This window comes from Pseudoalteromonas sp. JC3, assembly GCF_030291895.1.
Taxonomy (GTDB): Bacteria; Pseudomonadota; Gammaproteobacteria; order Enterobacterales; family Alteromonadaceae; genus Pseudoalteromonas.
The window spans coordinates 436,987-460,999 of sequence record NZ_CP127856.1; the positions used below are offsets into that span (position 1 = coordinate 436,987).

A 24,013-nucleotide genomic window follows, 5' to 3' on the forward strand; every position below is an offset into this window, starting at 1 on the left:
ATACGCTGTAAAACTTGGCATGGATCACTATTTTTCATCTAATACAGTATGTAAGAACTCTGCCACCTGTTCAAATGTTTGTGCTTGTTTTATTTTTAGTTTTTGGGTCATCGAGATGGGTAAGATTTCTAGCCAACGATAAGCAACCCAAAGAGGCTGAGTAAAATGCTTGTCGCGGTACAAATCATCAAGGATTGGGTTGGCGATAAAAACGCTCTGAAGTTTATGAGCAAGGGTTTCGTCAACTAGACTAAATGCTTCTTCACTACATTGCCATGGCGGCCCATCAATAATGTCACAATCGCCATAACGTAAAGATTGTGAGTCTACTTCCACATTACTGATAGCGACGCGCGATAGTGCCTCAACATCAATGAGCAGCTGACCATCATCATCTTGTGAAAAGTCAACAATTTTAACGTGCACGCCTTCTTTTGACACATTGTTCGGCGTATCCGCGAGGTATGGGCATAACACAAAACCTTGCTCTGTTTTCGCGGCTTCTTTTACCATATATAGATAGCGCTGCTCAAAGATCCGCAAGCGGGTGAACCCGCCTGGAAGCAAGAATATTGGCAATGGAAATAAAGCGAGTTTCATAATTCCCGTTCAAATATACAAAAACTAACGATAATTACGACGGCCCTATTTATCTGGATCAGTTAACGCTAAATTTATAACTATTCCCAAACACAGTGTTTAACTATCACGTTACTATTTGAGAATGTGACGCCCTCAGCTTGCAAGCGCGATTTTTGCTCTTGAAATTTACTACTGTCTTGAGGAAATGAAATACGTTGTTGGCTATTTACTACTCTGTACCAAGGTAACGTTGAACCTTGTGGTAGGTTTTTCAGCAATTGACCAACCTTTCGAGCATGTTTTGGATAACCAGCTAATCTCGCTATTTGCCCATACGACGCAACTTTTCCAAATGGGATACCACCAATTACGGTGAAGACTTTTTCAGCGAGTTCTTGCTGAGGATTGCTGCTTTTCATATTGAATATTTAACTCTTTTAATTTATCCCAAAAATATCTTGCTACTGGGCCATGGTGGGAAATATGCAAACGATACGCGTGGATTTCAGCTTCAAACTCGTCTTTTCTATCAAACACCCTCACTTGTTGCAAAACACCAGACTCTAATTCTTCTCTACAAAGGTCAAGGCCGATTAAGGCATAGCCCATTCCTTGTAATAAATATCTTTTTATTGCCAGTGCGTCATCGAGTTTCATGACATTGTTACTATTTCTGTATGCCAAGCGCTCACTATCAAACTTGAATTTACTTTCTTTCATTGCAAGAGATGGGTATTGCGCAAGCTCCGAAAAACTCAGCTCTGGAGGCATATAGCCTGTTAATGAGACTAAGCCTAATTTTACGTGTCCAATCGGCATTGATTCTAAATCGCCAGTTGAATGAAAAAGGTCAAACCAAGGGCCAATGCCAAGGTTTGCAATCCCCTGTGTGACTTGCTCAAGCGCAAAAAAACGTTTACCACTTGAGATGTTCATTTCAGTTGCGGGAAACTTAATGAAGGCATTGCCTAATACTTGATCAATCTGGTTTTGATATACGATCGGTTCGTAACAGATGTTAAAGCTTGGTTCATTACCCGCCGCGAATTCAGTCGCGAGTAATGACAAATCTCTATGATGATTAAGTAATTTTTCGGCTTCAAAATAAAACCGACGACCTTGCTCTGTTAACACATTGCGATATTTCTCACGCTCAAAAAGGGCAAATCCCAAAGATTGTTCTAATCTTTTAATTGATTGAGAGACCGCAGGCTGTGTCTTATGAAGCTTATTTGCCGCTTCGGTAAGGCTAGGCGCTTCAACAACGGTGCAAAACGCTGCTAAGTCCGAAATCTTCATAAATAAATCTTATGCAGTATAGAATGTTTTATAATTTTTATTTTATATGTAATTCCATTATTCTGCACGCATTAAAATTGACGTTGTCATGGAGAACAATATGTTAAGAGTGTTTTCTGGAATTGTGCTGGCTACCTTATTAGTGGGTTGCCAAGAGCAAGCAGAACAAGCCCCAACAGAAGCCCCTAACCGACCAGTTAAAATTCACACTGTTTCGGACCCCAATAGCAGCACGCTTCGCAGTTTCCCTGCTGAAGTGGTGGCAAATCAAGGCTCCTATCTTGCCTTTCGTGTGAATGGTGAACTTATCGAGTTTCCAGTTCTCGCAGGCCAAGACGTACAAAAGGGGCAATTGCTAGCCAAGCTTGATCCTGAAGATTTCAATCTGCAATATGAACAACGTAAAGCCCAATTTGAACTCGCTAAATCGCAGTTATCGAGAATTGAGCCGTTATTTGAAAAAGGCATAGCGACTAAAGCTGAGTTTGATAAAGCAAACGCAGACAAGCAAGTTGCGGAATCTGCATTTAAAATTGCTAAAACAAACCTTGAATATAGTGAGTTAAGAGCACCATTTAGCGGCACGGTTGCTAAGGTATTTGTCAAAAATTACGAAAACGTGGTAGCAAAGCAAAATATCCTTCGCCTTGAAACACGCGATATGATGGATGTGGTTATTCAAGTTCCTGAGCGCATCGTTGCACGTGTTGATAAAGATTCGGATTACAAACCGACCGTTGTTTTTGATGGCTACCCAAGTAAGTCTTACCCGCTTACGATTAAGGAATGGGATACGCAGGCAGACCCTGCAACCTTAACCTACAAAGTCGTATTTAGTCTTCCAATCCCTGAGGACTTTAATTTGTTCGCAGGTATGACAGGCCATGTTTACGTCGACCCAAGCAAAATTACGAACCGTGAAAATACAGCAATCATCGTACCTAACCAAGCAGTATTCTCAGATAAAAAGCAAGGCACAGAGGGGAATAGTTACGTATGGGTATATCAAAGAGATAATCAGATGGTAACAAAACGCGAAGTCACCGTTGGTCAACTTAATCATACCGGAATTGAGGTAATGTCGGGTCTTGAACCTGGTGAAGAAATTGTTGCTGCGGGCGTGCATTACTTGCAAGAAGGCGCAAAAGTGAGACCTTGGACTAAAGAAAGAGGTCTGTAATATGAGTTTAGCCAAGTGGTCAATTGAGAATAAGGTTATCAGTTGGATGTTTGCCTTGCTCCTGCTTATTGCTGGGGCGGTATCCTATTTGGGCCTAGGCCAGCTAGAAGATCCTGAATTCACACTAAAAAAAGCCATGGTCGTGACCATGTATCCTGGTGCATCGCCACAACAAGTGGAAGAGGAAGTCACCTTCCCGATTGAAAATGCGATTCAATCTCTGCCGTATGTTGATTATGTTACTTCAATTTCTTCTCCCGGTAAGTCGCAGATCACTGTTGAGATGAAGAGTAAGTACCGTAAGAAAGACTTACAACAGATCTGGGATGAGCTGCGCCGTAAAGTAAATGATCTCTCGCCGAAGCTACCGCCAGGTGTTATGACGCCAAGCGTTATCGACGATTTTGCTGATGTTTACGGTGAACTCTACGCGATCACCGGTGAAGGCTATTCGTATGATGAGCTAAAAGACTACGTTGACTTTTTGAAGCGCGAATTAGTGCTAGTAGAAGGTGTAAGTAAAGTCACTGTTGCGGGTGAGCAACAAGCACAAGTGATCGTCGAAATATCAACACAAAAACTGTCACAACTTGGCATTGCGCCTAGTTACATTTTCTCGTTGCTACAAGCTCAAAATACAGTATCTAATGCGGGTAAAATACGCGTTGGAGATGAGTCTATTCGCCTGCACCCTACTGGTGAGTTTACAGACGTTGCTGAGCTAGAGGGATTACTGATCTCAAAGCCCGGTGCCAAAGAGCTTATTTATTTGGGTGACGTGGCAAAAGTGACACGCGAATATGCGGAAGTGCCGAATCATATTACACGTTTTGATCAAAAGCGTGCACTGCTGGTTGGGGTTTCTTTTACTTCTGGTGTAAATGTTGTTGAGGTGGGTAAAGAAATCGAACATCACTTACAGCAATTAGAATATCAGCGCCCTTACGGTATTACGATCAACACGGTTTACAATCAACCAACAGAAGTAGAAACCTCGGTTGATGGTTTCATCGTTAGCCTTTTAGAGGCCGTTGCCATTGTAATTATCGTTTTGCTTATTTTTATGGGTGTAAAGAGTGGTATTTTAATCGGCGGTATTTTGCTTATTACCGTGCTGGGTACCTTTATCTTTATGAAGATATTCGCCATTGATTTACAACGTATTTCATTAGGTGCTTTGATCATTGCACTGGGGATGCTAGTCGATAATGCCATTGTAGTGACTGAAGGCATTTTGATTAATATTAAACGGGGTCAATCTAAAGTAAAAGCTGCTGTGAACATTGTTGAACAGACAAAATGGCCACTTCTTGGCGCAACCGTTATCGGGATCACCGCATTCGCACCGATTGGCTTAAGCTCCGACGCCAGTGGTGAGTTTGCAGGCTCGCTATTTTGGGTGTTGTTAATTTCACTACTGCTAAGTTGGGTAACGGCTATTACACTGACGCCATTTTTTGCCAATATGATGTTTAAAGGGCCTAAAGAAAAGTCATCAGATACCAGCGGAGAAGACGACCCTTATAAAGGTGTGATCTTCACCGTGTATAAATCCATGCTGACCTTCTGCCTTAAAAATCGTGCTATTACTATTATTTCTATGGTACTACTATTAGTCGCTGCAGTTGTTGGCTTTAAATCGGTTAAGCAGTCTTTCTTCCCAGCTTCAAATACACCGATGTTCTATGTGGATTACTGGCATTATCAAGGTGCCGATATACGTAGCACGGCGCAGAATGTTGAGAAAATTGAATCCTTTTTACTGGCCGATCCGATGGTTAATGAAGTAACTGCAACGATTGGGCAAGGCGCGCCTCGTTTTATGTTGACCTATTCGCCTGAAAAACAATACGACGCTTATGGTCAGTTAATTGTACGTGTAAAAGACCGAGAAGCAGTAGTGGCTATGATTGCCAAGCTTCGCGATTATGAGCTTGAAAATGAGCTAGACGGACGTCTCAAAATAAAGCGTATGGAAATTGGTCCTTCAACTGATGCAAAAATCGAGGCTAGGTTCTCGGGACCAGACCCTGTTGTGTTACGCCAACTAGCTGAAGAAGCCAAAGGTATTATCAGCCAAGACGATAAAGCGTTTAATATTCGTGACAACTGGCGACAAAGAACCAAACTGGTGCGCCCACAGTTTAATGAATTGAAGGCGCGTCGATTGGGGATCAGTAAATCAGACTTAGATCAGTTGCTACTGACTTCGGTGTCAGGTAACAAAGTAGGGTTATATCGAGATGGTACACAACTGTTGCCTATCATTGCGCGCTCTCCTGAGGAAGAGAGGCTCAATGTTGAAAATCTTGGTGACTTACAAATATTCAGCCCTGTCCTTAGCGTCTACGTACCAGTTTCACAAATCGTGGATGATTTTAGTGTCACTTGGGAAGATAGCCTGATCATGCGCCGCGACCGTAAACGTACCATCACGGTAATGGCTGATCACGACGTGATAGGTGATGAAACCCCAGCTAAGTTATTTGCAAGAGTGAAGGCGGATATCGAAGCCATTGAGCTACCCCAAGGGTACGAGATGCAATGGGGCGGCGAGTATGAGTCGTCAAGCAAAGCGAAGAAAGCCATTTTTGGCTCATTACCAATCGGTTATTTAGCGATGTTTATGATCACTGTATTGCTCTTTAACTCGGTGAAAAAGCCATTAGTGATCTGGTCAACCGTGCCGCTTGCTATTATTGGGGTAACGGCAGGCCTTGTATTACTACAAGCACCATTTAGCTTTATGGCGCTGCTAGGCTTGCTAAGTTTATCCGGCATGTTGATTAAAAATGGTATTGTACTGATGGATCAAATAAATATCGAAATTGACTCTGGTAAGTCCCCTTACCAAGCGGTATTTGATTCTGGTGTGAGTCGTGTAAGGCCGGTGTCTATGGCTGCTATCACAACCATACTGGGTATGATCCCGCTATTATTTGACGTGTTCTTCCAGTCCATGGCGGTCACCATTATGTTCGGTCTTGGTTTTGCGACCATACTGACGTTGATTGTATTACCTGTGTTACATTGCGTGTACTTTGGTATCGAACAACCAAAAGACTAGTTGAGCGACATCCACCTTCTTCGGAAGGTGGATGTTATTATCGCTTTCGCTGTTTATCTTTCACCTTTAAATCGACAGGAGTGCTACAGCCACCAACTGTCTAACTTATCTGCAACAAGCTCAGCCCTCCAGCCTAACGCAAGATCGGGTTTCATCAGCAATTGCTTTTCTTCCGGTGACTTTTTCCACGACCAGCTGATCACCTGATTGATTTGTTTCTTCGAGGCAAACACATCAACCGGAATATCGTTAGTTTTGGCGACTTCGGCGATAACCTGTTTGATATCCTTGCACGCTGCTTTGTAACCTTTAAAGTCGATAAGTCTTCTCACGCGTTGTGGGCAATCTTGTTCACTTACTTCTTTTGCTTTTTCTATACAGGCGAGAATTTCTTTACCAGAGCGATTAACTTCCATTGGCTCAACACCTGGAACATTACGTAAACTGCCCAGTGAGCTTGGACGACGTTTGGCGATTTCGACCATGTTATGTTCTTTAAGCACAAAATTTAGCGCTAAGTTCTTTTTCTCTGCCTTGGCTCTGCGCCACGCCGCAAGTTCTTTTAGAGTAGCAAGATCTCTAGGCTTAAGTTGCCACACGTTCTTGACATCGAGATAAAGTACTTCATCTGGTTGACGGAAGCTTCTCTTTTGGGCGAGCAACTCACTCTCTTGAAGCACTATGTTAAATAGCTGCTTTTCATTTACTCGCGCTTGAATAGTCTCAAAACATGGCAGTAAATGATATACATCGGAGGCGGCGTAATCTAATTGGCTTTGAGTTAAAGGGCGGCGTAACCAATCTGTTCTGGATTCACTTTTGTCAATGTCTACGTCTCTAAGTTGCTTCACCATATTAGCAAAACCAATACAACTACCCTCACCTAACAACTGTAAAGCAAACTGGGTATCGAATATTGGTGATGGGATAAAACCTGCAAACTTTAGAAATACTTCGATATCTTCTGATGGAGAATGAAGTACTTTTAAAACACTAGTATCTGAAAATAATGTCCACAGCCTACTAAAATCCATATCGGCTAGTGGATCGATAAGGGCAAGGTGGTTACCATCAAAGATCTGTAACAGAGCAATTTCTGGGTATAGGGTGCGGCGACGCATGAATTCGGTGTCGACGGCGAGCACTTTGGCTTTCGAAATAGACAAGACAAATTCATCTAGTGCTGTTTGGCTTTCAATAACTTGATACTGCACTGTTACTCCCATGCAATTTACATAACTAGCGATATCACGCTAGTCATAAAAAAGCCGGCTAGTGCCGGCTTTATTTGTTATTCTTTTAACGCTCTACGCAGTATTTTACCAACGTTAGTCTTTGGCAGTTCATCTCTAAACTCAACTAGCTTTGGTACTTTATAGTTCGTTAGATTATCTCGGCAATGTGCAATTATATCTTTTTCTGTTAAAGATGGGTCTTTTTTAACAATAAAAACTTTAACTTGCTCACCACTAACCTCATGTGGCACGCCAACCGCTGCAACTTCTAACACGCCTTCGTGCATGGCAACGACTTCTTCGATTTCATTAGGGAAAACGTTAAAGCCAGACACTAAGATCATGTCTTTTTTACGATCAACGATGTAGAAGAAACCGTCATCATCATAAGTGGCGATATCACCCGTTGCAAACCAGCCGTCTTTTAAACATTCGGCGGTTGCGTCTGGACGGTTGTAGTAACCAGCCATCACCTGCGGTCCTTTAACACACAGCTCACCGGGCTCACCCTTAGGTGTTTCATTGCCATTGTCATCAACAATTTTGATGTCAGTGCTTGGTGCAGGTAAGCCAATAGACCCGTTGTAGGCTTCAAGATCGTGTGGGCAGATAGTAACTAGCGGCGCACATTCTGTAAGGCCATAACCTTCCATCAGCTTCGACTTTGTCACCTTCTGCCAGCGCTCAGCGACAGGGCGTTGTACAGCCATACCACCACCTAAAGACATTTTCAGAGTTGAAAAGTCGAGGTCGGCAAACCCTGGTGTGTTTAACAGGCCATTAAATAACGTGTTAACACCAGTGATAGCGGTAAATGGCACCTTTGCCAGCTCTTTTACAAACGCAGGCATGTCACGCGGGTTGGTGATCAAGATATTGTGACCACCGTACTTCATAAAGGTCAAACAGTTCGCTGTTAATGCAAAGATATGGTATAGCGGTAGCGCCGTGATAACGACTTCTTTTCCTTTAACTAATACTGTATCTAAACAGCCAGAAACTTGCTCAAGGTTTGCTACCATGTTGCCATGAGTAAGCATCGCGCCTTTAGATACGCCAGTTGTACCGCCAGTGTATTGCAAGAAGGCAAGGTCACTTAGCGTCACGTCTGGTTTACTGTATTTTGCAGGATCTGCTGCAATTACTTGTTTGAAAGGAATGGTATTTGGCAGGCTAAAGTCAGGCACCATTTTTTTGAAGTGCTTAACAACAAAGTTCACCAGATGCTTTTTGAAGCCACCTAACATGTCACCAATTTCTGTCAGCACTACATGCTTCACACTGGTTTTTGGTAAGGCTTGCTCCAGTGTATGGGCAAAGTTTGCAAGAATAAAGATAGCTTTTGACTCGGAGTCATTTAGCTGATGCTCTAATTCGCGCACGGTGTAAAGCGGATTGACGTTTACAACGGTACAACCAGCACGTAGTACACCTAAAATAGTAACTGGGGTTTGCAACAAGTTTGGCATCATGACAGCAACTTTATCGCCACGGCCAAGTTTCAATTCATTTTGTATATAACTAGCAACTGCTTTGGTCTTTTCATCAACTTGCTGATAAGTCAGTGTCTTACCCATATTGGTGTAGGCTGGATACTGAGCATAATCTGCAAAACTTTTTTCAAATAATTCAAGCAATGAGTTGTAATGCTCTGGGTCGATAGTTTCAGGCATACCTTCTGGGTAGCGCTTAAGCCAGATTTTTTCCACTCTTAGCTCCTGTGTTCTCGTTATTTTTATATTCACCCTAAACCATAAACGATGTAAGGCACTTTAACAATTGAGCAAATACTCTAAAAACGCCATATTCCCACAATATCTGAGGATTTACAATCTAGATGCTGTTGAAACGTGGGCTTTAGCGCTCTTTGTGAACTTTTCTTTCCATGATTAGTTTATTCTTTACGCTCCTTCAGTTGTAAACGCGGTTTTGTCGCGGTTTTGGTGTGCTTCAATTAGCTTATAGCAAATTTCCGGGTTTTCCATATGGCAATGGTGGCCGCCAGGTATTTTCTCAAGCTTGAGTGAGTCGAAACAGCCTTTAAATTGACTATATTGTCTGACAATCATGTTATAGCCTTGTTCCGCTAACACCAGTAAGGTTGGAATGGTAATCCCATTGAGCGCGGATTTTGCCTGCGAGATGGAATACCTAAATCCAGAGTGGTGCTTTAGCCTAGGGTCTAATGTAAGTTGCACGCCTTCACTGTGCGGCAGGGTATTTCTTGCCATAAGCAGCGCTGCTATTTCTACGGAAACATCACTGATTTTACTGCGCAGTTGCGTAAGTGTATTTATATCAGGATAAACCCGTGGTTCAGATTGTTTTAATTTATCTCGGGAATTAAACGCATTAATGAGCTGGGTTTTGGTATCACTCTCTGAGGTACTCACAATTCCTATTCCCTCGATTAATACCAAAGATAAACAGCGTGTTGGATAGCAGCTTGCAAACAAGTTAGCTATCATCGCCCCCATAGAATGACCAACAATATGACACGTTTTGATTTGTGCTAAATCTAAAAAGTACTTTAAGTCATAGACATAGTCGATAAAGTAATAAAAGGCGTCGGCACTTTTCCAATCTGAATGTCCATGACCTGGTAAGTCAAGCGCTATATGTGTGTATTGTGTATTGCAAAATGGCACAAACGGCACAAAACTGTTGCTATTATCTTGCCAACCGTGAAGGTAGATAACGGTTTGCTCTCCTTCTCCCCAGTGTTGGTAGGAGAATGGCCCGATTTTTTGTTCTTTTATCGCATATAGAGACATCGACGAATTCTTTTAGTGTTCATTGTACCATCATTGATTTATCATCTTACCGTGACATATTTGAACTTACTACTTTGATTTGTTGAAAATATTTTTATCCAACATCCATTTTATTACGAATGCGTTTAAATTGATCAAATAGTAGAGAATCACAAACCTTCATCACGATAAGTACACGGGAATAACAATGAATTTCAAAACTAGCCTTTTGGCCTCATTTGTTGGATTAGTATTTGCGGCTCCGACACTGGCTGCTCCAAAAAACATTATTTACATGATTGGCGACGGTATGGGGCCGGCTTACACAACGGGCTACCGTTATTTTAAAGATGACCCTTCCACGAAAGTGGTTGACCCAACGGTTTTTGACTCTATTTTGGTTGGTATGGCGCATACCTACCCAGACGACGACACGGTTGTAACAGACAGTGCTGCGGGCGCAACCGCCTTAAGTACAGGAACGAAAAGCTATAATGGCGCAATTGCGGTAGATACCCATAAAGAACATTTGGAAACGATGCTCGAATTGGCGAAAAGAAAAGGTAAAACAACCGCGCTTGTTGCAACATCGCAAATCAACCACGCAACACCTGCAAGTTTCGCGTCTCATAATGAATCACGTCGTAACTATGACGACATTGCCAATGATTACATAGACAATAAAATCGCAGGAAAATTACCTGTAGATCTTATGCTTGGTGGTGGCACTAAATACTTCATTCGTGAAGATAGAAACCTAGTTAATGAATTTAAAGACGCAGGTTATCAATACGTCGATGCTTTATCTAAGCTTGATACGCTAAATAAAATTCCTGCGATGGGTCTGTTCGCAGAAGTAGGTCTGCCATTCGCAATTGATGAAGAGCCTCAGCGCCTAACTAAAATGACTAAAACGGCATTATCATTATTGGAAAACCAGAATGATAAAGGCTTCTTCTTAATGATTGAAGGTAGTCAGATTGACTGGTGTGGACATGCTAATGATATCGCTTGTGCTATGCATGAAATGGACGACTTTGCAGAGTCAATTAAGCTGGCAAAGGCTTTTGTTGATAACAACCCAGACACTATCTTGGTGATCACAGCAGATCACTCTACCGGTGGATTAACGCTTGGTGCGAACGGTCAGTATCGCTGGGAGCGTGATGTGGTAGCTAAAGTGAAAGGTTCAGCGGGCGAGATAGCAAAAGCACTTGCAAAGACAAAAGACATTAAAGCAACATGGCAAGAGCTAACAGGTCTTGAGTATGACAGTGCGACTGAGCTAAAAGTAAAAGAAGCACTATCACAAGGTCCGAAGGCGCTTAGTGTTGTCGTTAAAGAGGCAATTAGTGATGCATCTTTCACCGGTTGGACAACGGGTGGTCACACCGCTATCGATGTACAAGTGTTTGCCCATGGTAAAGGTAAAGAAGCGTTTATCGGCTCGCAAAACAATACCGCAATTGCTGATAAACTGATTGGATTTATTAAAAAGTAAAAATCTTCACCTATTATTTCAAACAAAGAAGGTCAGCATTTGCTGACCTTCTTTGTTATCGAATCTTGAAAGAGATAATATATCAATTAGCTTTAATACTTGCTCAATTTTAAGGAGCAAATCTGACGCTAACGGCGTTAAAAATTTCTCATTTAGAACAACTAAATAGCAAAATTTTCGTCTTGCCTACATGGATGCAGGTACCTTAGCGATAGCAGGACGCGGTAGCGGTGTTATCGACAAGATTTTCTCGCCTCAAAATAGACCACTTAATTAAGCGAATTGGTATTACGCGTAAACAGAAACGCCAATCATACTTTTGATCTCATCTCGTCTTGCTTCCGTTGCAATTGCTTTGTATTCACTAATTGCTTGTCCAGTACGAAAGTTAGGGCGGTCGTAGATAGTCGAACGTTGCTGCGATTGGAACTGCTCCACCAACGCAATGCCCTTTTCACTGGTTTTGATCTGAGCGGTATTGAGCTTAGCCGTACTCATTTCTTCAATAGCAGGGCTCACCGCCTTTTTAGGCTGTGGCTTTACTTGATATGTACCTGCTTGTTGAATGATTGAATTTAGTTTCACGTTCTAGCTCAATAAATACGAAGTGCTTGTATAAAAATACGCCTTTATTCTCGACCTGGCAACTTTTTCCACGTCACAGTATCTCTTACATATTGCGGCTGGGCGTCAGCTGCATCCACAGATAAGCCTTGTGTGAAACTATCGTCGGCTATAAACAGCATGTAATAAGCATCCGGTAACGTGATATTGTCAATGATTTCGCATTCAAGCTGTGTGGCAAGCTCTGAGAATGCTTGCCATCCTGTACCAACACCGGCCGCGCCAGTTGATGTAAAGTCGATATTTTCAGGTTTAATAACTGTTTCTTCGGTGCTTGGTTGAATAACATCACGAGTTTCGCCATTGTATTGGCATAAGTAGATCTCACCCATACGTGCATCTATTGCCGACACTACGCTGGACTTGCCTGCTTCCATGTATGCCTGTTGCGCCATCGCTTGCAAAGTTGAAACGCCAACCAACTTAAGACCTGAAGAATAAGCTAAGCCTTGCGCAACCGCTGTACTTATTCTAACCCCAGTAAAACTGCCCGGCCCACGTCCAAACACAATGCCATCAAGCTCACTAAGCGTGATATCGGCTTCGCGTAAAATACGTTCAACTAAGGGAAGTATCTTTTGGCTATGCTGCTGTGGGCAAACCTCGAAGTGGCGAATAAACTTGCCTTCATAGTGCAATGCAATACTGAGTGCTTCGGTGGAGGCGTCTATGGCCAACAGGTTATTTTTCATTTTTATCAATATTCTCTAAAAATCGGATTGCCTTGTTTAAGTCTCTCGTGCGAGACATATCGGGCAAACTACTTAAAAACGTCTGGCCGTATTTTCTCGTAACTAAGCGATTATCGCAAATAATCAGTACACCTTTATCGTTAGCATCACGAATTAGCCGCCCAACCCCTTGTTTCAACGCGATAACAGCTTGGGGGAGTTGTATGGCATCAAAGGGTTCTAATCCACGCATTTCAGCGTCTCGCATGCGCGCTTGCAACAAAGGGTCATCTGGTGAAGCAAATGGTAGCTTATCAATGACAACACAACTCAAAGTCTCACCTCTCACATCCACCCCCTCCCAAAAGGAGGCCGTACCAAGTAGTACGGCGTTACCGTGCCGAATAAATTGCTCTAAAATTATCCGTTTCGATGCTTGACCCTGCATAAAAATGGGGTATTGCAGTGCCGTATTCAGCCCTTCGTACACTAAATGCATCGCGCGATAACTGGTAAAGAGTAAAAATGTACGCCCTTTTGCAGCTTCAATCACTTGTTTTGCAAGCTTTACCAGCGCATGTGGCATTAAGTCGTCACGGCTTTCTGGCAAATAGCGTGGCAGGCAAAGCAAGGCTTGCTGCTTATAGTTAAATGGGCTATCAACAATAAATTGTGAGGTCGGTTTGAGTCCTAAGCTACGACTAAAGTGCTCAAGGGAATTATCAACGGATAAGGTAGCGGAGGTAAATACAAAGCTTGCCTCAGTGGTTTTGACAATTTGTGCAAACTTACTTGATACATCAAGCGGCGTGATATGAATAGATAAAAAGCGCCTTGTGGTTTCGAACCAGTAACTAAATCCAGTTTGACTGGTATCAAAGGCACGTTCAAACTGATTTTTAAAGGTCATGACCTTTTCAAATGGGTGTTCTATTTTTTCACTTCTATCCAGACAAAGTTTGAGCACTTTATAGAGAAAGTCTAAGTTAGCTATCACTCGATGCATGGCATCGCAAATTGGTTTATTCGCCAGCGCCTCACGCCAATCACCGCGGGCACCATCGCCACCAAATACCAAACGCAAATCGGCGACACTGGTTTCCAATTTACTGAGTGTTTTGCCAAGTTGCAACATATCTGGAATATCAGAACGGTAGATCACCCTTAAATCGTTAATAAGCGCCTGCAAAGCTTTAGTGCTGATAGTCTCACCAAAGTAGTCACTGGCTATTTCTGGTAATTGATGTGCTTCATCGAAGATATAGCTATCCGCGGTTGGCATTAGCTCCGCAAAGCCTAAATCTTTTACGGCCATATCGGCAAAAAATAAATGATGGTTGATAACCACAACATCGGCATCGACTGCCTTTAATCTTGCCTTTCGGATATAACAGTCTTCGTAGTCTGGGCACTCTTTTCCTAAACAGTTATCTGCAGTTGAGGTAACGTAGGGTAATACCTTTGCGTCTTCTTCGATACCCACACAGTCGGCTAAGTCTCCACTGTGTGTTTCAGAAGCGAACTTTGCAACCATGGCAAGTTGGTGCATAACATCTGGGTCGTCGGTTGGTACATGGCTCAAATGCTGTGATAAACGATAAGGGCAAAGGTAATTGGCTCTACCCTTTAGCAAAGTGACTTTTTTACCACTGGTAAGCACCTTTTTTAGCGTCGGTACGTCACGATGGAATAATTGCTCCTGCAAGGCCTTGGAGCCGGTTGAGACGATGACCTTACCTTTAGACTGAAAGGCAGGAATGAGATAGGCAAACGTTTTACCTGTCCCTGTTCCTGCTTCGGCGATGCATTGTCCGCCATTTTGTATGGTTTCTTCTACCGCAATAGCCATATCAATTTGGGGCTGCCTTGGTTGATAGCCTGGGAAGTGCTGGGCTAAAGGCCCCGTAGAAGAGAAAGTCGTAGATACAGCCAAAGTAATGTAGTTTACAAACAGACAGGTCGCGAAATTGTATGTGGCTAAGCACCAAATCGCAAGTAATCATTCAAAACCAGCGTACCGACACCAACAATGATTGCCTTCAATTAAAAGTTGCGGTGATTAGCTGAAGAAATGGTAAACAAGCAAATGGGGAGAAGCGCAGGGCTTAAATAAAATGCTAAAACAGCTATACTACTAGGAAAACACTGGGGCTAACGCGAGCACAGACAGACCTACAACGAATCAACCTATAAGGTTCTTTACTGATTTATACGGCATGTTATTTCTCCAGTGTAAAATGGTGAACGGTCAGGTTAAATTTGCTTTGGCTTGACGTGGTGGCTACTGGCCCTAGTGAAATTCGTTGAGCATAAAGATTGAGGGAAAAGCCGTGCTAGTTAGCTACACGGCTTAAATATGTACAAAATAAGTCTATTTTGGTCAACAGTTACTTTGCTCAGCTAACAGTGATGGTTGGATCCCATTGATAATATCCTAAAAGCGACTGGCTTTGACCATCTGAACTAAGCGTATATAACGCAAACTGAACTTGAAAGTTTTCAGTGCCTGAGTTTCGCACCTTAGAATCCAGCGTCATAAAGTTTGTGCTTACATGCGCCGCTGGTAAACCATTATTGTTGCCGGAATTAACATTTGGAACTGCTGCTTCAGTGCGATTTACGCTGTTAGTCACAAACGTATTAAAAACTTGAGTACCACCAAATTGTTTGATCCCGTAGATAATCACGGCATCATCAGCGTTGCCGTAAATCGACGTGCCGCTAAAGGAAACATTGTCCCCAGCGTTTGCTCTAAAGTTTAGTACCGCAGTACCTTGGCCACTAACAATGCCTCTGGGATCTGAAGCAATCATAAACTCACTGTTGTGATCTATAGGTGTGGGACTATTTTGGTCTTGGCTTGGGTGGGGGTAATGCGCTTTCACGTACTCTGTATCAATAACAATGAGCACATTAATGCTTTCTGAAGATGCTTCTAATGTTGACATGACATTCCTCTCCTATCGGATGAAATTTACAAGAAATTAGTGATCCCTCTCTTGTGGCATCCTGCACATTCACCATATCATCGAATCACTTTCTTTCACTTAACTTAAAATGGATTTACGGCCTAGAATTTTTATCCTAGCCACCATTTCGTTTATAAACATAGGCGTGAAAACGCAAAATTTGAATTACACGTCATTACACCTTTATAAACAAAATCTTATAATTAAAAGCTATATGGTGGTAGCGGTTACTAACTTTTTTGGGTGAGTGTTCAACACGTTTTTCTAAGATTTCGGCATTGTGAAGGCAAAAATATCTTTACCTATTTTTGCAAATCGAATGGCATCGAGATGAAGCGAGTTTTGTTCTAGCTGATGCAATAAAGCAATTTTAGATCACGCCCATGTATCTAGATTCTCACCCTTATGCTCTTCGTGAGATTTTTCCTCCTCATCCTCTTCATCCTCGCTTTCTTTAATTTTTTCATGCTCAGCAGCTTGGCGTTTAAGTTCGATCTCGGTTTTTAGATCTTTCTTAACTTTTTCAATCTTATAGTGCTGTACACCAGCTACATGAAATGCAGACTTATGAGTAACATCTAGCCGTACGATTGGGCCTAAAAAAGGTTTAAATGCATCCATCTGTTCCCCCTCTAACCTACTGTTGGTCTTACTTATTATCGGCTGTTATAAGCTATTCTTTAATTTGCGTTAAAAAATGATTGCCAAGTAGAACAAAATTATGTTTATCTATAAATGAACTTTTTGAACAGCAGATATATTACAAAGGTAACATCATGCTAATAACACTGACAGCAATTCATCATCACCATCATCATACGGGATAACCTGTCAGGTATTTCGCTGGTGGGTTATTCCTTAAAGGAACCTCCGGCGAAGCAAAAAGTATAGTCAAAGTTTATTTCGCCCCGAGGTTCCGCCTCGGGGTTTTTCGTTTAAAGAATTAGGAAATAAATAATGAGCAACAGCAACCGTTTAAGAATCGCAATCCAAAAATCAGGCCGTCTTTCAAAGGATTGCCAAGCCCTACTCAAACAACTTGGTGTAAAACTAAATCTACGTGAACAGCGTTTAATCGCCCACTCTACTAACATGCCTATTGATGTACTTAGAGTACGTGATGACGATATTCCTGGCCTTGTAATGGACGGCGTTTGTGATTTGGGCATTGTAGGCGAAAACGTGTTAGAAGAAGCGCAAGCTGAGCGTGTTCGCAACGAGCAGTTTGCTGAAGTCACAAAGCTTTCAAAACTGGACTTTGGTTTTTGCCGCCTAGCGCTGGCGTGGCCACAAGAGCTAGGTCAACAAGAAAGGGCGTGGTTTAACGGCAAACGCATCGCAACCACCTACCCTGAGATTTTAAAGCAATATCTAAAACGTGAGAACATCGATGCCAGCGTAGTCATGTTAACAGGCTCGGTAGAGGTAGCACCTCGAGCAGGCCTTGCTGACGCCATTTGTGACTTAGTATCAACCGGTGCAACGCTTGAGGCTAATGGCCTTATGCAAGGCGATACCATCTTAGAATCTAATGCTTGCCTCATTCAAAATGCAGCATTGACTGACCAAAGTAAGCTTGCGCTGATCGATAAGCTAATGCCACGCCTTAAAGGGGTAAAACAAGCAAAAGAAAGCAAGTACATCATGATGCATGCACCAAAGAATAAGTTAGATGAAGTATGTGCATTACTTCCTGGCACTGGCCAACCAACTTTACTTGCACTTGCTGGCAGCGATGAATATGTTGCACTTCACATGGTTAGCTCTGAAACCCTATTTTGGGAGACAATGGAAGAGTTAAAAGCGCTTGGTGCTAACTCGATTCTCGTCATGCCAATTGAAAAGATGATGGAGTAACAGCATGTTTGATTGGCAGCAAGCCACCAGCGAGCAACGCAGCGAATGCTTGAGCCGTCCTGCGGTCAAAGTGGGCGATAAGGTAAAAGCAGCAGTTGAAAAGATAATTGATAACGTCGCTCGCAACGGCGACAACGCATTACTTGGTTATGCCGAGCAGTTCGACACACGTATTAATCCAAGAATACGGGTAACGGGATCAGAGCTTATTGAAAGCGAATTTGCGTTAACACCTGAACTTAAAAGTGCTATTGACCAAGCGTATAGCAACATTAAGAAGTTTCACCAGTTGCAGTTACCACAAAGCAAGAAAATTGAGACTCAGCCAGGCGTGACCTGCGAGCTCAGATATCAAGCGATAGAAGCCGTGGGTTTATATGTGCCAGGTGGTAGCGCGCCACTGCCTTCTTCTGTATTGATGCAAGGCGTGTGTGCGCAGCTAAGTGGTGCAAAAACAATCGTGTTGGCAACGCCGGTTAAAGGCGATAGCCAAATACATCCTGCGATTTTGTATGCGGCTAAACTGTGTGGCGTTACCGATGTGATTGAATGTGGTGGTGCAGGTGCAATTGCTGCCATGGCGCTAGGTACTAACAGCGTACCACAAGTGAACAAAATTTTTGGTCCAGGCAATAGCTTTGTCACAATGGCAAAACAGCTGCTTTCTCAGTCAGTGCCGGGACTTGCGATTGATATGCCGGCTGGCCCTTCTGAGGTGTTAGTGATTGCAGATAAGGGCGCTAATCCAGAATTTATCGCCGCCGATCTACTTTCTCAAGCGGAGCATGGTGAAGACTCGCAAGTCATATTATTGGCGTCTGACAGTCAACTAATCGAAGAAACTGAAGCTGCAATCGAGCGTCAACTAAGCAAACTTAGTCGCGCTGATATTGCCAGAGCTGCGCTTAAAAACAGCACGCTGATTTTAGTTGAGAGCATAGAGCAAGCATTTGAGATCTCAGCAGAGTATGGGCCAGAACACCTTATCTTACAGATAAGAGATGCAGAGCGTTTCCTGCCGCTAGTAAAAAACGCAGGCTCAGTGTTTGTTGGTGACTATACGCCAGAATCAGCGGGTGATTATGCGTCTGGCACCAACCATGTATTGCCAACCTATGGTTATTCAAAAACCTACTCAAGTTTAAATCTGATGGATTTCTATAAGGCTTACACAGTACAAACCATCACAAAAGAAGGCCTTCGTGGTTTGCGCTCTGCCATTTTACCTTTGGCACAAGCTGAGGGCCTAGATGCACATGCGAACGCCGTTAAAGTGAGGTTGGAGAATAATAATGACTAATATTGCGTTACCAAATAACATTGAAAAGCTTAAGGCCTACAGTTCTGCGAAAAGTGCAAAGCTAACAGGCACCACGTGGCTCAATGCCAATGAAAGTCCATACGCGCGTGTGCTTGAAATGCGCTTTGATAACTTAAACCGTTACCCCGATCCGCAGCCACAAGCGGTAATTGATGCCTATGCAGGCTACGCTAAGGTCGAGCAAACAAATGTACTGATGACGCGTGGTGCCGATGAAGGCATTGAGTTATTAGTACGCACATATTGTGAACCGGCCAAAGATAGCATTGCAATCTTTACCCCTACCTATGGTATGTACAAAGTAACGGCAGACACCCACAACATCGCTATTAATGAATTAAGCCAAGCGCAGCTTGCTAATGACGATGTGGGTTCACTCATCAGTGCAATTGGTGACGCTAAATTGGTATTTGTGTGTAATCCAAATAACCCAACTGGCGCAATACAACCTGCCAGCAAAGTCGCTGCACTTGCTGATAAGCTTAAAGGCCGTGCAATCGTGGTCGTTGATGAAGCTTATATTGAGTTTTGTGAAGAACAAACCTGTGTCGAGCTTATCAAAGAATTCTCAAACGTTGTTGTGCTGCGTACGTTATCTAAAGCGTTTGCACTGGCAGGACTTCGCGTTGGCTTTATGTTAGCGAGTGAAGCACTATTGGCACCGGTGAGAAAAGTGATTGCGCCCTACCCTGTTTCTACAGTCGTGGCACAAATAGCAGCAACAGCGTTAACGTCAGATGCGATAACGCAGATGCGCCGGCAAGTCTCTATTTTGAACCTAGCAAAAAAGAAGCTTATACAATGGCTACAAGACAGCGAGTTCGTAAGCGCAATGTTATGCGGCGAAGGCAACTTTGTTACTTTACAGCTAACCGACAAACAGCTTGTGGAGCAAGCGATGCGCCAGGGGTTAATCATGCGGCCATTTGTGCTGTTTGGCGAGGACAACTGGTTGCGGATCTCTATCGGCAACGAGCAGGAATTAAAACAAGTAGAAAACTGGCTGAAACAATGCCAAGTGACTGAGGAAGTATCATGAGCGCCCCCTATTTATTCATCGACCGCGATGGCACTATTATCGAAGAGCCAATAACCGATAAGCAAGTGGATAGCCTAGAGAAATTGGCACTATTACCCAATGTGATCCCAGCGTTATTACAACTGCAGTCGTTTGGTTATAAGCTAGTGATGGTATCTAACCAAGATGGTCTCGGTACAGATAGCTTCCCTAAAGCTGATTTTGATGCGCCTCAAGATAAAATGATGCAAATCTTAACAAGCCAAGGGATCCGTTTTGAAGAAGTACTGATCTGTCCTCACTTTGACGAAGACAACTGCCAATGTCGCAAACCTAAAACAGGATTACTCACTGAATTAATGCGTTCAGGTAAAGTGAACCTTAGCAAATCATTTGTTATTGGCGATAGGCAAACCGATATTCAGCTTGCAGAAAACCTTTGCATTGAAGGTATTCTCTACAAAGATAACTGGCCTGCTATTGTGACGCAGTTAACCACCTTAAACCGAAGTGCACAAATTGCCAGAAATACCAAAGAAACGCAGATTTCGGTAGCGATAAATCTGGATCAACAAGCAAATGGAGAGATTTCAACAGGGCTTGGTTTTTTCGACCACATGCTAGATCAGATCAGAACTCACGCTAACCTTGGCCTGAATATTCAGGCGAAAGGTGACTTACATATAGACGAGCACCACCTCGTAGAAGACATCGGTATTGCCCTTGGTCAGGCTTTTAAGACCGCGCTTGGCACAAAATCACAAATCGCACGTTATGGCTTTGCGCTGCCTATGGACGAATGTAAAGCAGAATGTCAATTGGATTTATCTGGACGCGCGTCTTTTGTACTTAACGCTGACTTTACAAGAGATAAAGTGGGCGACTTGGATGTACAAATGGTTGAGCATTTCTTTAAATCCTTCGCGGATAATGCGGCAGTGAGTTTAATTTTGAGCGTAAGCGAAGGTAATGCCCACCACCAAGTTGAGGGTTTATTCAAAGCATTTTCTCGTGCTATTCGTATGGCTATTGCAACAGACGCGTCACAGCAAATGGCAAGTTCTAAGGGGTGTTTATGATTGCAATTATTAATACCGGTTGTGCCAATATTAACTCAGTGCGTTTTGCATTTGAGCGCTTTGGTGTTACGCCTGAAGTGATCACTGCACCGGAGAAGCTAGCCCGCTTTGAACGAGCCATTTTACCCGGTGTAGGCCACGCAAATGTGGCAATGAAGCGGTTAAATGAGCAAGGCTGGGCAGACGCAGTCGCTGACTATCAACGGCCTTTGATGGGGATTTGTTTAGGGATGCAGCTGCTTTGTGAGTCGACTGAAGAAGGGGATATTCCGTGCTTAGGTCGTATTCCGGGTAAGGTTGAGTTATTAGAGACTAACGAGTTAACTGCACCGCATATGGGCTGGAATAATCTCCGTGTGGTGAAGCCCCATGCGCTCACTTCAGGGCTCAGTGAACAAGACCAAGTGTACTTTGTACACAGTTTTGCGCATACCATCAATCAATCGACATTGGTTTCGGGTGAGTACGGTCAAGCGTTCTCTGCGATTGTCGCAAACGACAATTATGCCGGCATGCAATTTCACCCTGAGCGCAGCGGCAAGGTTGGTGCGCAGCTTTTACAAAACTTTATTAATTGGCAGCTATAAAAGGACGAACAATGATTATTCCCGCTTTAGATGTATTAGAGAACAATATTGTTCGTTTGTATCAAGGCAAGTACGAAACCGCACAGTTTTACCCATTTAATTTAGCTGAGCGTTTACTTGAATACCAAAATGCAGGCGCAGCCAAGCTACATTTGGTGGATTTAGAAGGGGCTCGTGACCCGAGCAAAAAGCAGTGGCGCACTATCCAAGCGGCGACTAAGGCTTTATCTGTTCCCTTTCAGGTAGGAGGAGGTATTCGCAGTATAGACGACGTAAAGCAATGGTTAGATGCCGGAGCTGCCCAAGTGGTGATTGGCTCAATGGCGGTAGATAAACAGCAAGAAGTTGCTGCGTGGATTAAAGCATGTGGCGCCGACAAATTCGTGATTGCACTTGATGTGAACAAAACCGAAAGCGGCTGGTCTCCTGCCACTCACGGCTGGCTAAATGATGCGAAAAGCGATCTATTCGAGCTGTTAGATTTTTATGTTGAGCAAGGTGTGAGTGATTTCTTATGTACGGATATCAGTAAGGATGGCACGATGACAGGTCCATCGTTTGCATTATACGAAGACATCACTAAGCATAACAGTGCAATTAAAGTACAAGCATCAGGGGGCGTGAGCTCTCTTGACGATATTGCACGGCTTGCAAAGCAACAAGTAGGTGGAGTGATACTTGGCAAGTCGCTACTTGAAGGTGTATTTAGCGTTGAGGAGGCTTTAGCATGTTATCAAAACGCATAATTCCTTGTTTAGACGTAAAAGACGGTCAGGTGGTCAAAGGTGTTAAATTCCAAGGCCATGAAGTCGTCGGTGATATTCTTGACCTCGCCCAGCGTTATAGTGAGGCAGGTGCTGATGAACTGGTGTTTTATGAGATCAGTGCCAGCGTAGAAAAGCGTTTACTCGATGTGAATTGGGTAGCTGAAATTGCCAGACATATCGATATACCATTTTGTGTAGCTGGTGGGATTAAATCAGTGGCTGATGCGGCACGAGTGCTTGAGCAAGGCGCAGATAAGATCTCGATTAACAGCCCTGCCATTGCAAGGCCTGAACTCATTAAAGAGTTACATGACGAATTTGGTAAGCAATGTGTGGTTGTCGGCGTAGACAGCTTCTATGATAAGCAAACTCAGGAATATTTAGTATACCAGTTAACTGGCGATCCGAATGCGGCAAGTCGTACTCGATACAAAACGCACGAATGGGTCAAACGAGTTCAAGACCTTGGCGCTGGAGAGATTGTACTTAATTGTATGAATCAAGATGGCGTGCGTAATGGCTATGATATAGCGCAGCTCAGCGCGATTAGGGCGCTGTGTAAAGTGCCACTTATCGCTTCTGGCGGCGCGGGTAGTATGCAAGACTTTGTTGATGTATTTAAACAAACTAATGTCGATGGTGCTTTGGCTGCAAGTGTGTTCCATAAAGGTGTGATTGACATTCCAAAGCTCAAACAGTTCTTAATAAATAATGATGTGGCGGCACGACAATGATTATTAATAAACAAAACATAGCAAAAGTAGATTTTGATAAATCAGCACTCATTCCCGCTATCGTACAAGATGTGTTAACCGGGGTAGTATTGATGCAAGGCTTTATGAACAGAGAAGCCCTTGAAGTGACATTAGAAAAGCAACTCGTTACTTTTTATTCGCGTTCAAAATCGCGCCTTTGGACCAAAGGTGAAACCTCAAACAATGTATTGACCTTGGTGGAAGTGCATACCGATTGTGATAAAGACAGCCTGCTGATTTACGCAAAGCCACAAGGTCCAACTTGCCACCTTGGAACCGAAAGCTGCTTTGCGGAAACCATGCCAGAGCTAGCATTTTTAGGAAAGCTTGAGCGAGTGATTGCCCAGAGGAAAAATGCATCACCTGAAAGCAGCTATACCGCCTCTTTATTTGCTAAAGACTTAAGCCGTAGTTGTCAAAAAGTCGGAGAAGAAGGGGTTGAAGTGGCGCTAGCAGCGATGAAAAACGACAACGAAGAGTTGCTCAATGAGTCCGCAGACTTACTGTATCATCTTATTGTTTTATTACAGCGGCAAGGCCTTACACTCAGTGAGGTGGTCAGTACGCTAAAAGATAGGCATAAGTAATTTGCGCTTTGGGTAAGTAATCATTTCGTCTATCCCTTCGTTGGCTTGTTCCAGACATCGTGCCGAAACAAGCCAGCTTAGTAAAATTGGGATAAACCTGTAATTAGATCAACTCCTGTTCATATAAATAAGGTAAACTTCTCATAGTCTTACAACTATGT

Annotated in this window: 22 protein-coding genes; 11 read left to right on the plus strand and 11 right to left on the minus strand. The window is 43.1% G+C overall.

Annotated features, from left to right (window positions below; all coding sequences use genetic code 11):
* Positions 1–27: 27 nt before the first annotated feature.
* The 3 genes from QSH61_RS20690 to QSH61_RS20700 all read right to left on the minus strand — a co-directional run bounded on the left by QSH61_RS20690 (position 28) and on the right by QSH61_RS20700 (position 1,881).
* Positions 28–600 (minus strand): LON peptidase substrate-binding domain-containing protein, encoded by a 573-nt coding sequence (locus QSH61_RS20690; RefSeq protein ID WP_010605457.1) that lies wholly within the window; start codon positions 598–600, stop codon positions 28–30.
* An 80-nt stretch (positions 601–680) separates the two neighbouring features.
* Positions 681–1,001 (minus strand): MGMT family protein, encoded by a 321-nt coding sequence (locus QSH61_RS20695; RefSeq protein WP_206472031.1) that lies wholly within the window; start codon positions 999–1,001, stop codon positions 681–683.
* Entirely contained in the window at positions 967–1,881 is a 915-nt protein-coding gene (locus QSH61_RS20700; RefSeq protein ID WP_010605459.1) for a LysR family transcriptional regulator, read from the minus strand. Before QSH61_RS20700 ends, QSH61_RS20695 begins: the two co-directional genes overlap by 35 nt.
* Before the next feature lie 100 nt (positions 1,882–1,981).
* Here QSH61_RS20700 and QSH61_RS20705 point away from each other — a divergent pair, with 100 nt between their 5' ends.
* Both QSH61_RS20705 and QSH61_RS20710 read left to right on the plus strand, forming a co-directional pair.
* The gene (locus tag QSH61_RS20705; protein WP_174169197.1) at positions 1,982–3,061 is read left to right on the plus strand and encodes an efflux RND transporter periplasmic adaptor subunit; all 1,080 of its coding nucleotides are present in this window, start codon (positions 1,982–1,984) and stop codon (positions 3,059–3,061) included.
* Between the two features lies 1 nt (position 3,062).
* Entirely contained in the window at positions 3,063–6,128 is a 3,066-nt protein-coding gene (locus tag QSH61_RS20710) for an efflux RND transporter permease subunit (RefSeq protein ID WP_174169196.1), read from the plus strand.
* An 83-nt stretch (positions 6,129–6,211) separates the two neighbouring features.
* Here QSH61_RS20710 and rnd read toward each other — a convergent pair whose 3' ends face one another.
* The 3 genes from rnd to QSH61_RS20725 form a co-directional block, all read right to left on the minus strand.
* On the minus strand, positions 6,212–7,342 hold the full coding sequence (gene rnd / locus QSH61_RS20715; protein ID WP_102058084.1) for a ribonuclease D: 1,131 nt from the start codon (positions 7,340–7,342) through the stop codon (positions 6,212–6,214).
* Positions 7,343–7,419: 77 nt separating this feature from the next.
* On the minus strand, positions 7,420–9,072 hold the full coding sequence (gene fadD, locus QSH61_RS20720) for a long-chain-fatty-acid--CoA ligase FadD (RefSeq protein ID WP_010605463.1): 1,653 nt from the start codon (positions 9,070–9,072) through the stop codon (positions 7,420–7,422).
* Positions 9,073–9,264: 192 nt separating this feature from the next.
* The gene (locus tag QSH61_RS20725) at positions 9,265–10,137 is read right to left on the minus strand and encodes an alpha/beta fold hydrolase (RefSeq protein WP_174169195.1); all 873 of its coding nucleotides are present in this window, start codon (positions 10,135–10,137) and stop codon (positions 9,265–9,267) included.
* A 187-nt stretch (positions 10,138–10,324) separates the two neighbouring features.
* On the opposite strand from QSH61_RS20725, the gene QSH61_RS20730 reads away from it, so the two are divergent.
* A complete protein-coding gene (locus tag QSH61_RS20730; protein ID WP_174169194.1) occupies positions 10,325–11,617 on the plus strand; it encodes an alkaline phosphatase in 1,293 nt (430 codons plus the stop codon).
* Between the two features lie 288 nt (positions 11,618–11,905).
* Here QSH61_RS20730 and QSH61_RS20735 read toward each other — a convergent pair whose 3' ends face one another.
* The 5 genes from QSH61_RS20735 to QSH61_RS20755 form a co-directional block, all read right to left on the minus strand.
* Positions 11,906–12,202, minus strand: coding sequence for a hypothetical protein (locus QSH61_RS20735; protein WP_174169193.1), 297 nt, complete (start codon positions 12,200–12,202; stop codon positions 11,906–11,908).
* 44 nt (positions 12,203–12,246) lie between these two features.
* Positions 12,247–12,933 carry a tRNA (adenosine(37)-N6)-threonylcarbamoyltransferase complex dimerization subunit type 1 TsaB gene (gene tsaB, locus QSH61_RS20740; RefSeq protein ID WP_174169192.1) on the minus strand — a complete coding sequence of 229 codons (687 nt, stop codon included), beginning with the start codon at positions 12,931–12,933 and terminating at the stop codon, positions 12,247–12,249.
* A complete protein-coding gene (yoaA, locus tag QSH61_RS20745) occupies positions 12,923–14,845 on the minus strand; it encodes a DNA repair helicase YoaA (protein WP_206471326.1) in 1,923 nt (640 codons plus the stop codon). Before yoaA ends, tsaB begins: the two co-directional genes overlap by 11 nt.
* Before the next feature lie 463 nt (positions 14,846–15,308).
* The gene (locus tag QSH61_RS20750; protein WP_206471327.1) at positions 15,309–15,860 is read right to left on the minus strand and encodes an inclusion body family protein; all 552 of its coding nucleotides are present in this window, start codon (positions 15,858–15,860) and stop codon (positions 15,309–15,311) included.
* A gap of 396 nt (positions 15,861–16,256) precedes the next feature.
* Positions 16,257–16,502, minus strand: a complete 246-nt coding sequence (locus tag QSH61_RS20755; RefSeq protein ID WP_010605471.1) for a hypothetical protein — start codon at positions 16,500–16,502, stop codon at positions 16,257–16,259.
* Positions 16,503–16,838: 336 nt separating this feature from the next.
* On the opposite strand from QSH61_RS20755, the gene hisG reads away from it, so the two are divergent.
* Genes hisG through hisIE form a run of 8 tightly spaced genes read left to right on the plus strand, consistent with a single transcriptional unit; the run spans position 16,839 to position 23,852 of the window.
* Positions 16,839–17,738: an ATP phosphoribosyltransferase gene (hisG, locus tag QSH61_RS20760; protein WP_206471328.1), complete on the plus strand. Its 900-nt coding sequence runs from the start codon at positions 16,839–16,841 to the stop codon at positions 17,736–17,738.
* A 4-nt stretch (positions 17,739–17,742) separates the two neighbouring features.
* The gene (gene hisD, locus QSH61_RS20765) at positions 17,743–19,038 is read left to right on the plus strand and encodes a histidinol dehydrogenase (protein ID WP_206471329.1); all 1,296 of its coding nucleotides are present in this window, start codon (positions 17,743–17,745) and stop codon (positions 19,036–19,038) included.
* On the plus strand, positions 19,031–20,098 hold the full coding sequence (hisC, locus tag QSH61_RS20770) for a histidinol-phosphate transaminase (protein WP_206471330.1): 1,068 nt from the start codon (positions 19,031–19,033) through the stop codon (positions 20,096–20,098). The genes hisD and hisC overlap by 8 nt, the downstream gene beginning before the upstream one ends.
* Positions 20,095–21,156 carry a bifunctional histidinol-phosphatase/imidazoleglycerol-phosphate dehydratase HisB gene (gene hisB / locus QSH61_RS20775; RefSeq protein ID WP_174169185.1) on the plus strand — a complete coding sequence of 354 codons (1,062 nt, stop codon included), beginning with the start codon at positions 20,095–20,097 and terminating at the stop codon, positions 21,154–21,156. Before hisC ends, hisB begins: the two co-directional genes overlap by 4 nt.
* Complete coding sequence (hisH, locus tag QSH61_RS20780) at positions 21,153–21,743, plus strand: imidazole glycerol phosphate synthase subunit HisH (RefSeq protein ID WP_174169184.1); 591 nt, start codon at positions 21,153–21,155, stop codon at positions 21,741–21,743. The genes hisB and hisH overlap by 4 nt, the downstream gene beginning before the upstream one ends.
* 11 nt (positions 21,744–21,754) lie before the next feature.
* On the plus strand, positions 21,755–22,489 hold the full coding sequence (locus QSH61_RS20785) for a 1-(5-phosphoribosyl)-5-[(5-phosphoribosylamino)methylideneamino] imidazole-4-carboxamide isomerase (protein WP_206471331.1): 735 nt from the start codon (positions 21,755–21,757) through the stop codon (positions 22,487–22,489).
* The gene (hisF, locus tag QSH61_RS20790; protein ID WP_102058097.1) at positions 22,471–23,244 is read left to right on the plus strand and encodes an imidazole glycerol phosphate synthase subunit HisF; all 774 of its coding nucleotides are present in this window, start codon (positions 22,471–22,473) and stop codon (positions 23,242–23,244) included. Before QSH61_RS20785 ends, hisF begins: the two co-directional genes overlap by 19 nt.
* Entirely contained in the window at positions 23,241–23,852 is a 612-nt protein-coding gene (hisIE, locus tag QSH61_RS20795) for a bifunctional phosphoribosyl-AMP cyclohydrolase/phosphoribosyl-ATP diphosphatase HisIE (protein WP_174169182.1), read from the plus strand. Before hisF ends, hisIE begins: the two co-directional genes overlap by 4 nt.
* Positions 23,853–24,013: the final 161 nt, after the last annotated feature.

What these genes read in the sequence shown, in the direction of transcription:
- QSH61_RS20690 (WP_010605457.1), bottom strand. Translation starts at nt 600, where the DNA reads ATGAAACTCGCTTTATTTCCATTGCCAATATTCTTGCTTCCAGGCGGG.
- QSH61_RS20695 (WP_206472031.1), bottom strand. Translation starts at nt 1,001, where the DNA reads ATGAAAAGCAGCAATCCTCAGCAAGAACTCGCTGAAAAAGTCTTCACC.
- QSH61_RS20700 (WP_010605459.1), bottom strand. Translation starts at nt 1,881, where the DNA reads ATGAAGATTTCGGACTTAGCAGCGTTTTGCACCGTTGTTGAAGCGCCT.
- QSH61_RS20705 (WP_174169197.1), top strand. Translation starts at nt 1,982, where the DNA reads ATGTTAAGAGTGTTTTCTGGAATTGTGCTGGCTACCTTATTAGTGGGT.
- QSH61_RS20710 (WP_174169196.1), top strand. Translation starts at nt 3,063, where the DNA reads ATGAGTTTAGCCAAGTGGTCAATTGAGAATAAGGTTATCAGTTGGATG.
- QSH61_RS20725 (WP_174169195.1), bottom strand. Translation starts at nt 10,137, where the DNA reads ATGTCTCTATATGCGATAAAAGAACAAAAAATCGGGCCATTCTCCTAC.
- QSH61_RS20730 (WP_174169194.1), top strand. Translation starts at nt 10,325, where the DNA reads ATGAATTTCAAAACTAGCCTTTTGGCCTCATTTGTTGGATTAGTATTT.
- tsaB (WP_174169192.1), bottom strand. Translation starts at nt 12,933, where the DNA reads ATGAAAAATAACCTGTTGGCCATAGACGCCTCCACCGAAGCACTCAGT.
- QSH61_RS20750 (WP_206471327.1), bottom strand. Translation starts at nt 15,860, where the DNA reads ATGTCAACATTAGAAGCATCTTCAGAAAGCATTAATGTGCTCATTGTT.
- QSH61_RS20755 (WP_010605471.1), bottom strand. Translation starts at nt 16,502, where the DNA reads ATGGATGCATTTAAACCTTTTTTAGGCCCAATCGTACGGCTAGATGTT.
- hisG (WP_206471328.1), top strand. Translation starts at nt 16,839, where the DNA reads ATGAGCAACAGCAACCGTTTAAGAATCGCAATCCAAAAATCAGGCCGT.
- hisD (WP_206471329.1), top strand. Translation starts at nt 17,743, where the DNA reads ATGTTTGATTGGCAGCAAGCCACCAGCGAGCAACGCAGCGAATGCTTG.
- hisC (WP_206471330.1), top strand. Translation starts at nt 19,031, where the DNA reads ATGACTAATATTGCGTTACCAAATAACATTGAAAAGCTTAAGGCCTAC.
- hisB (WP_174169185.1), top strand. Translation starts at nt 20,095, where the DNA reads ATGAGCGCCCCCTATTTATTCATCGACCGCGATGGCACTATTATCGAA.
- hisH (WP_174169184.1), top strand. Translation starts at nt 21,153, where the DNA reads ATGATTGCAATTATTAATACCGGTTGTGCCAATATTAACTCAGTGCGT.
- QSH61_RS20785 (WP_206471331.1), top strand. Translation starts at nt 21,755, where the DNA reads ATGATTATTCCCGCTTTAGATGTATTAGAGAACAATATTGTTCGTTTG.
- hisF (WP_102058097.1), top strand. Translation starts at nt 22,471, where the DNA reads ATGTTATCAAAACGCATAATTCCTTGTTTAGACGTAAAAGACGGTCAG.
- hisIE (WP_174169182.1), top strand. Translation starts at nt 23,241, where the DNA reads ATGATTATTAATAAACAAAACATAGCAAAAGTAGATTTTGATAAATCA.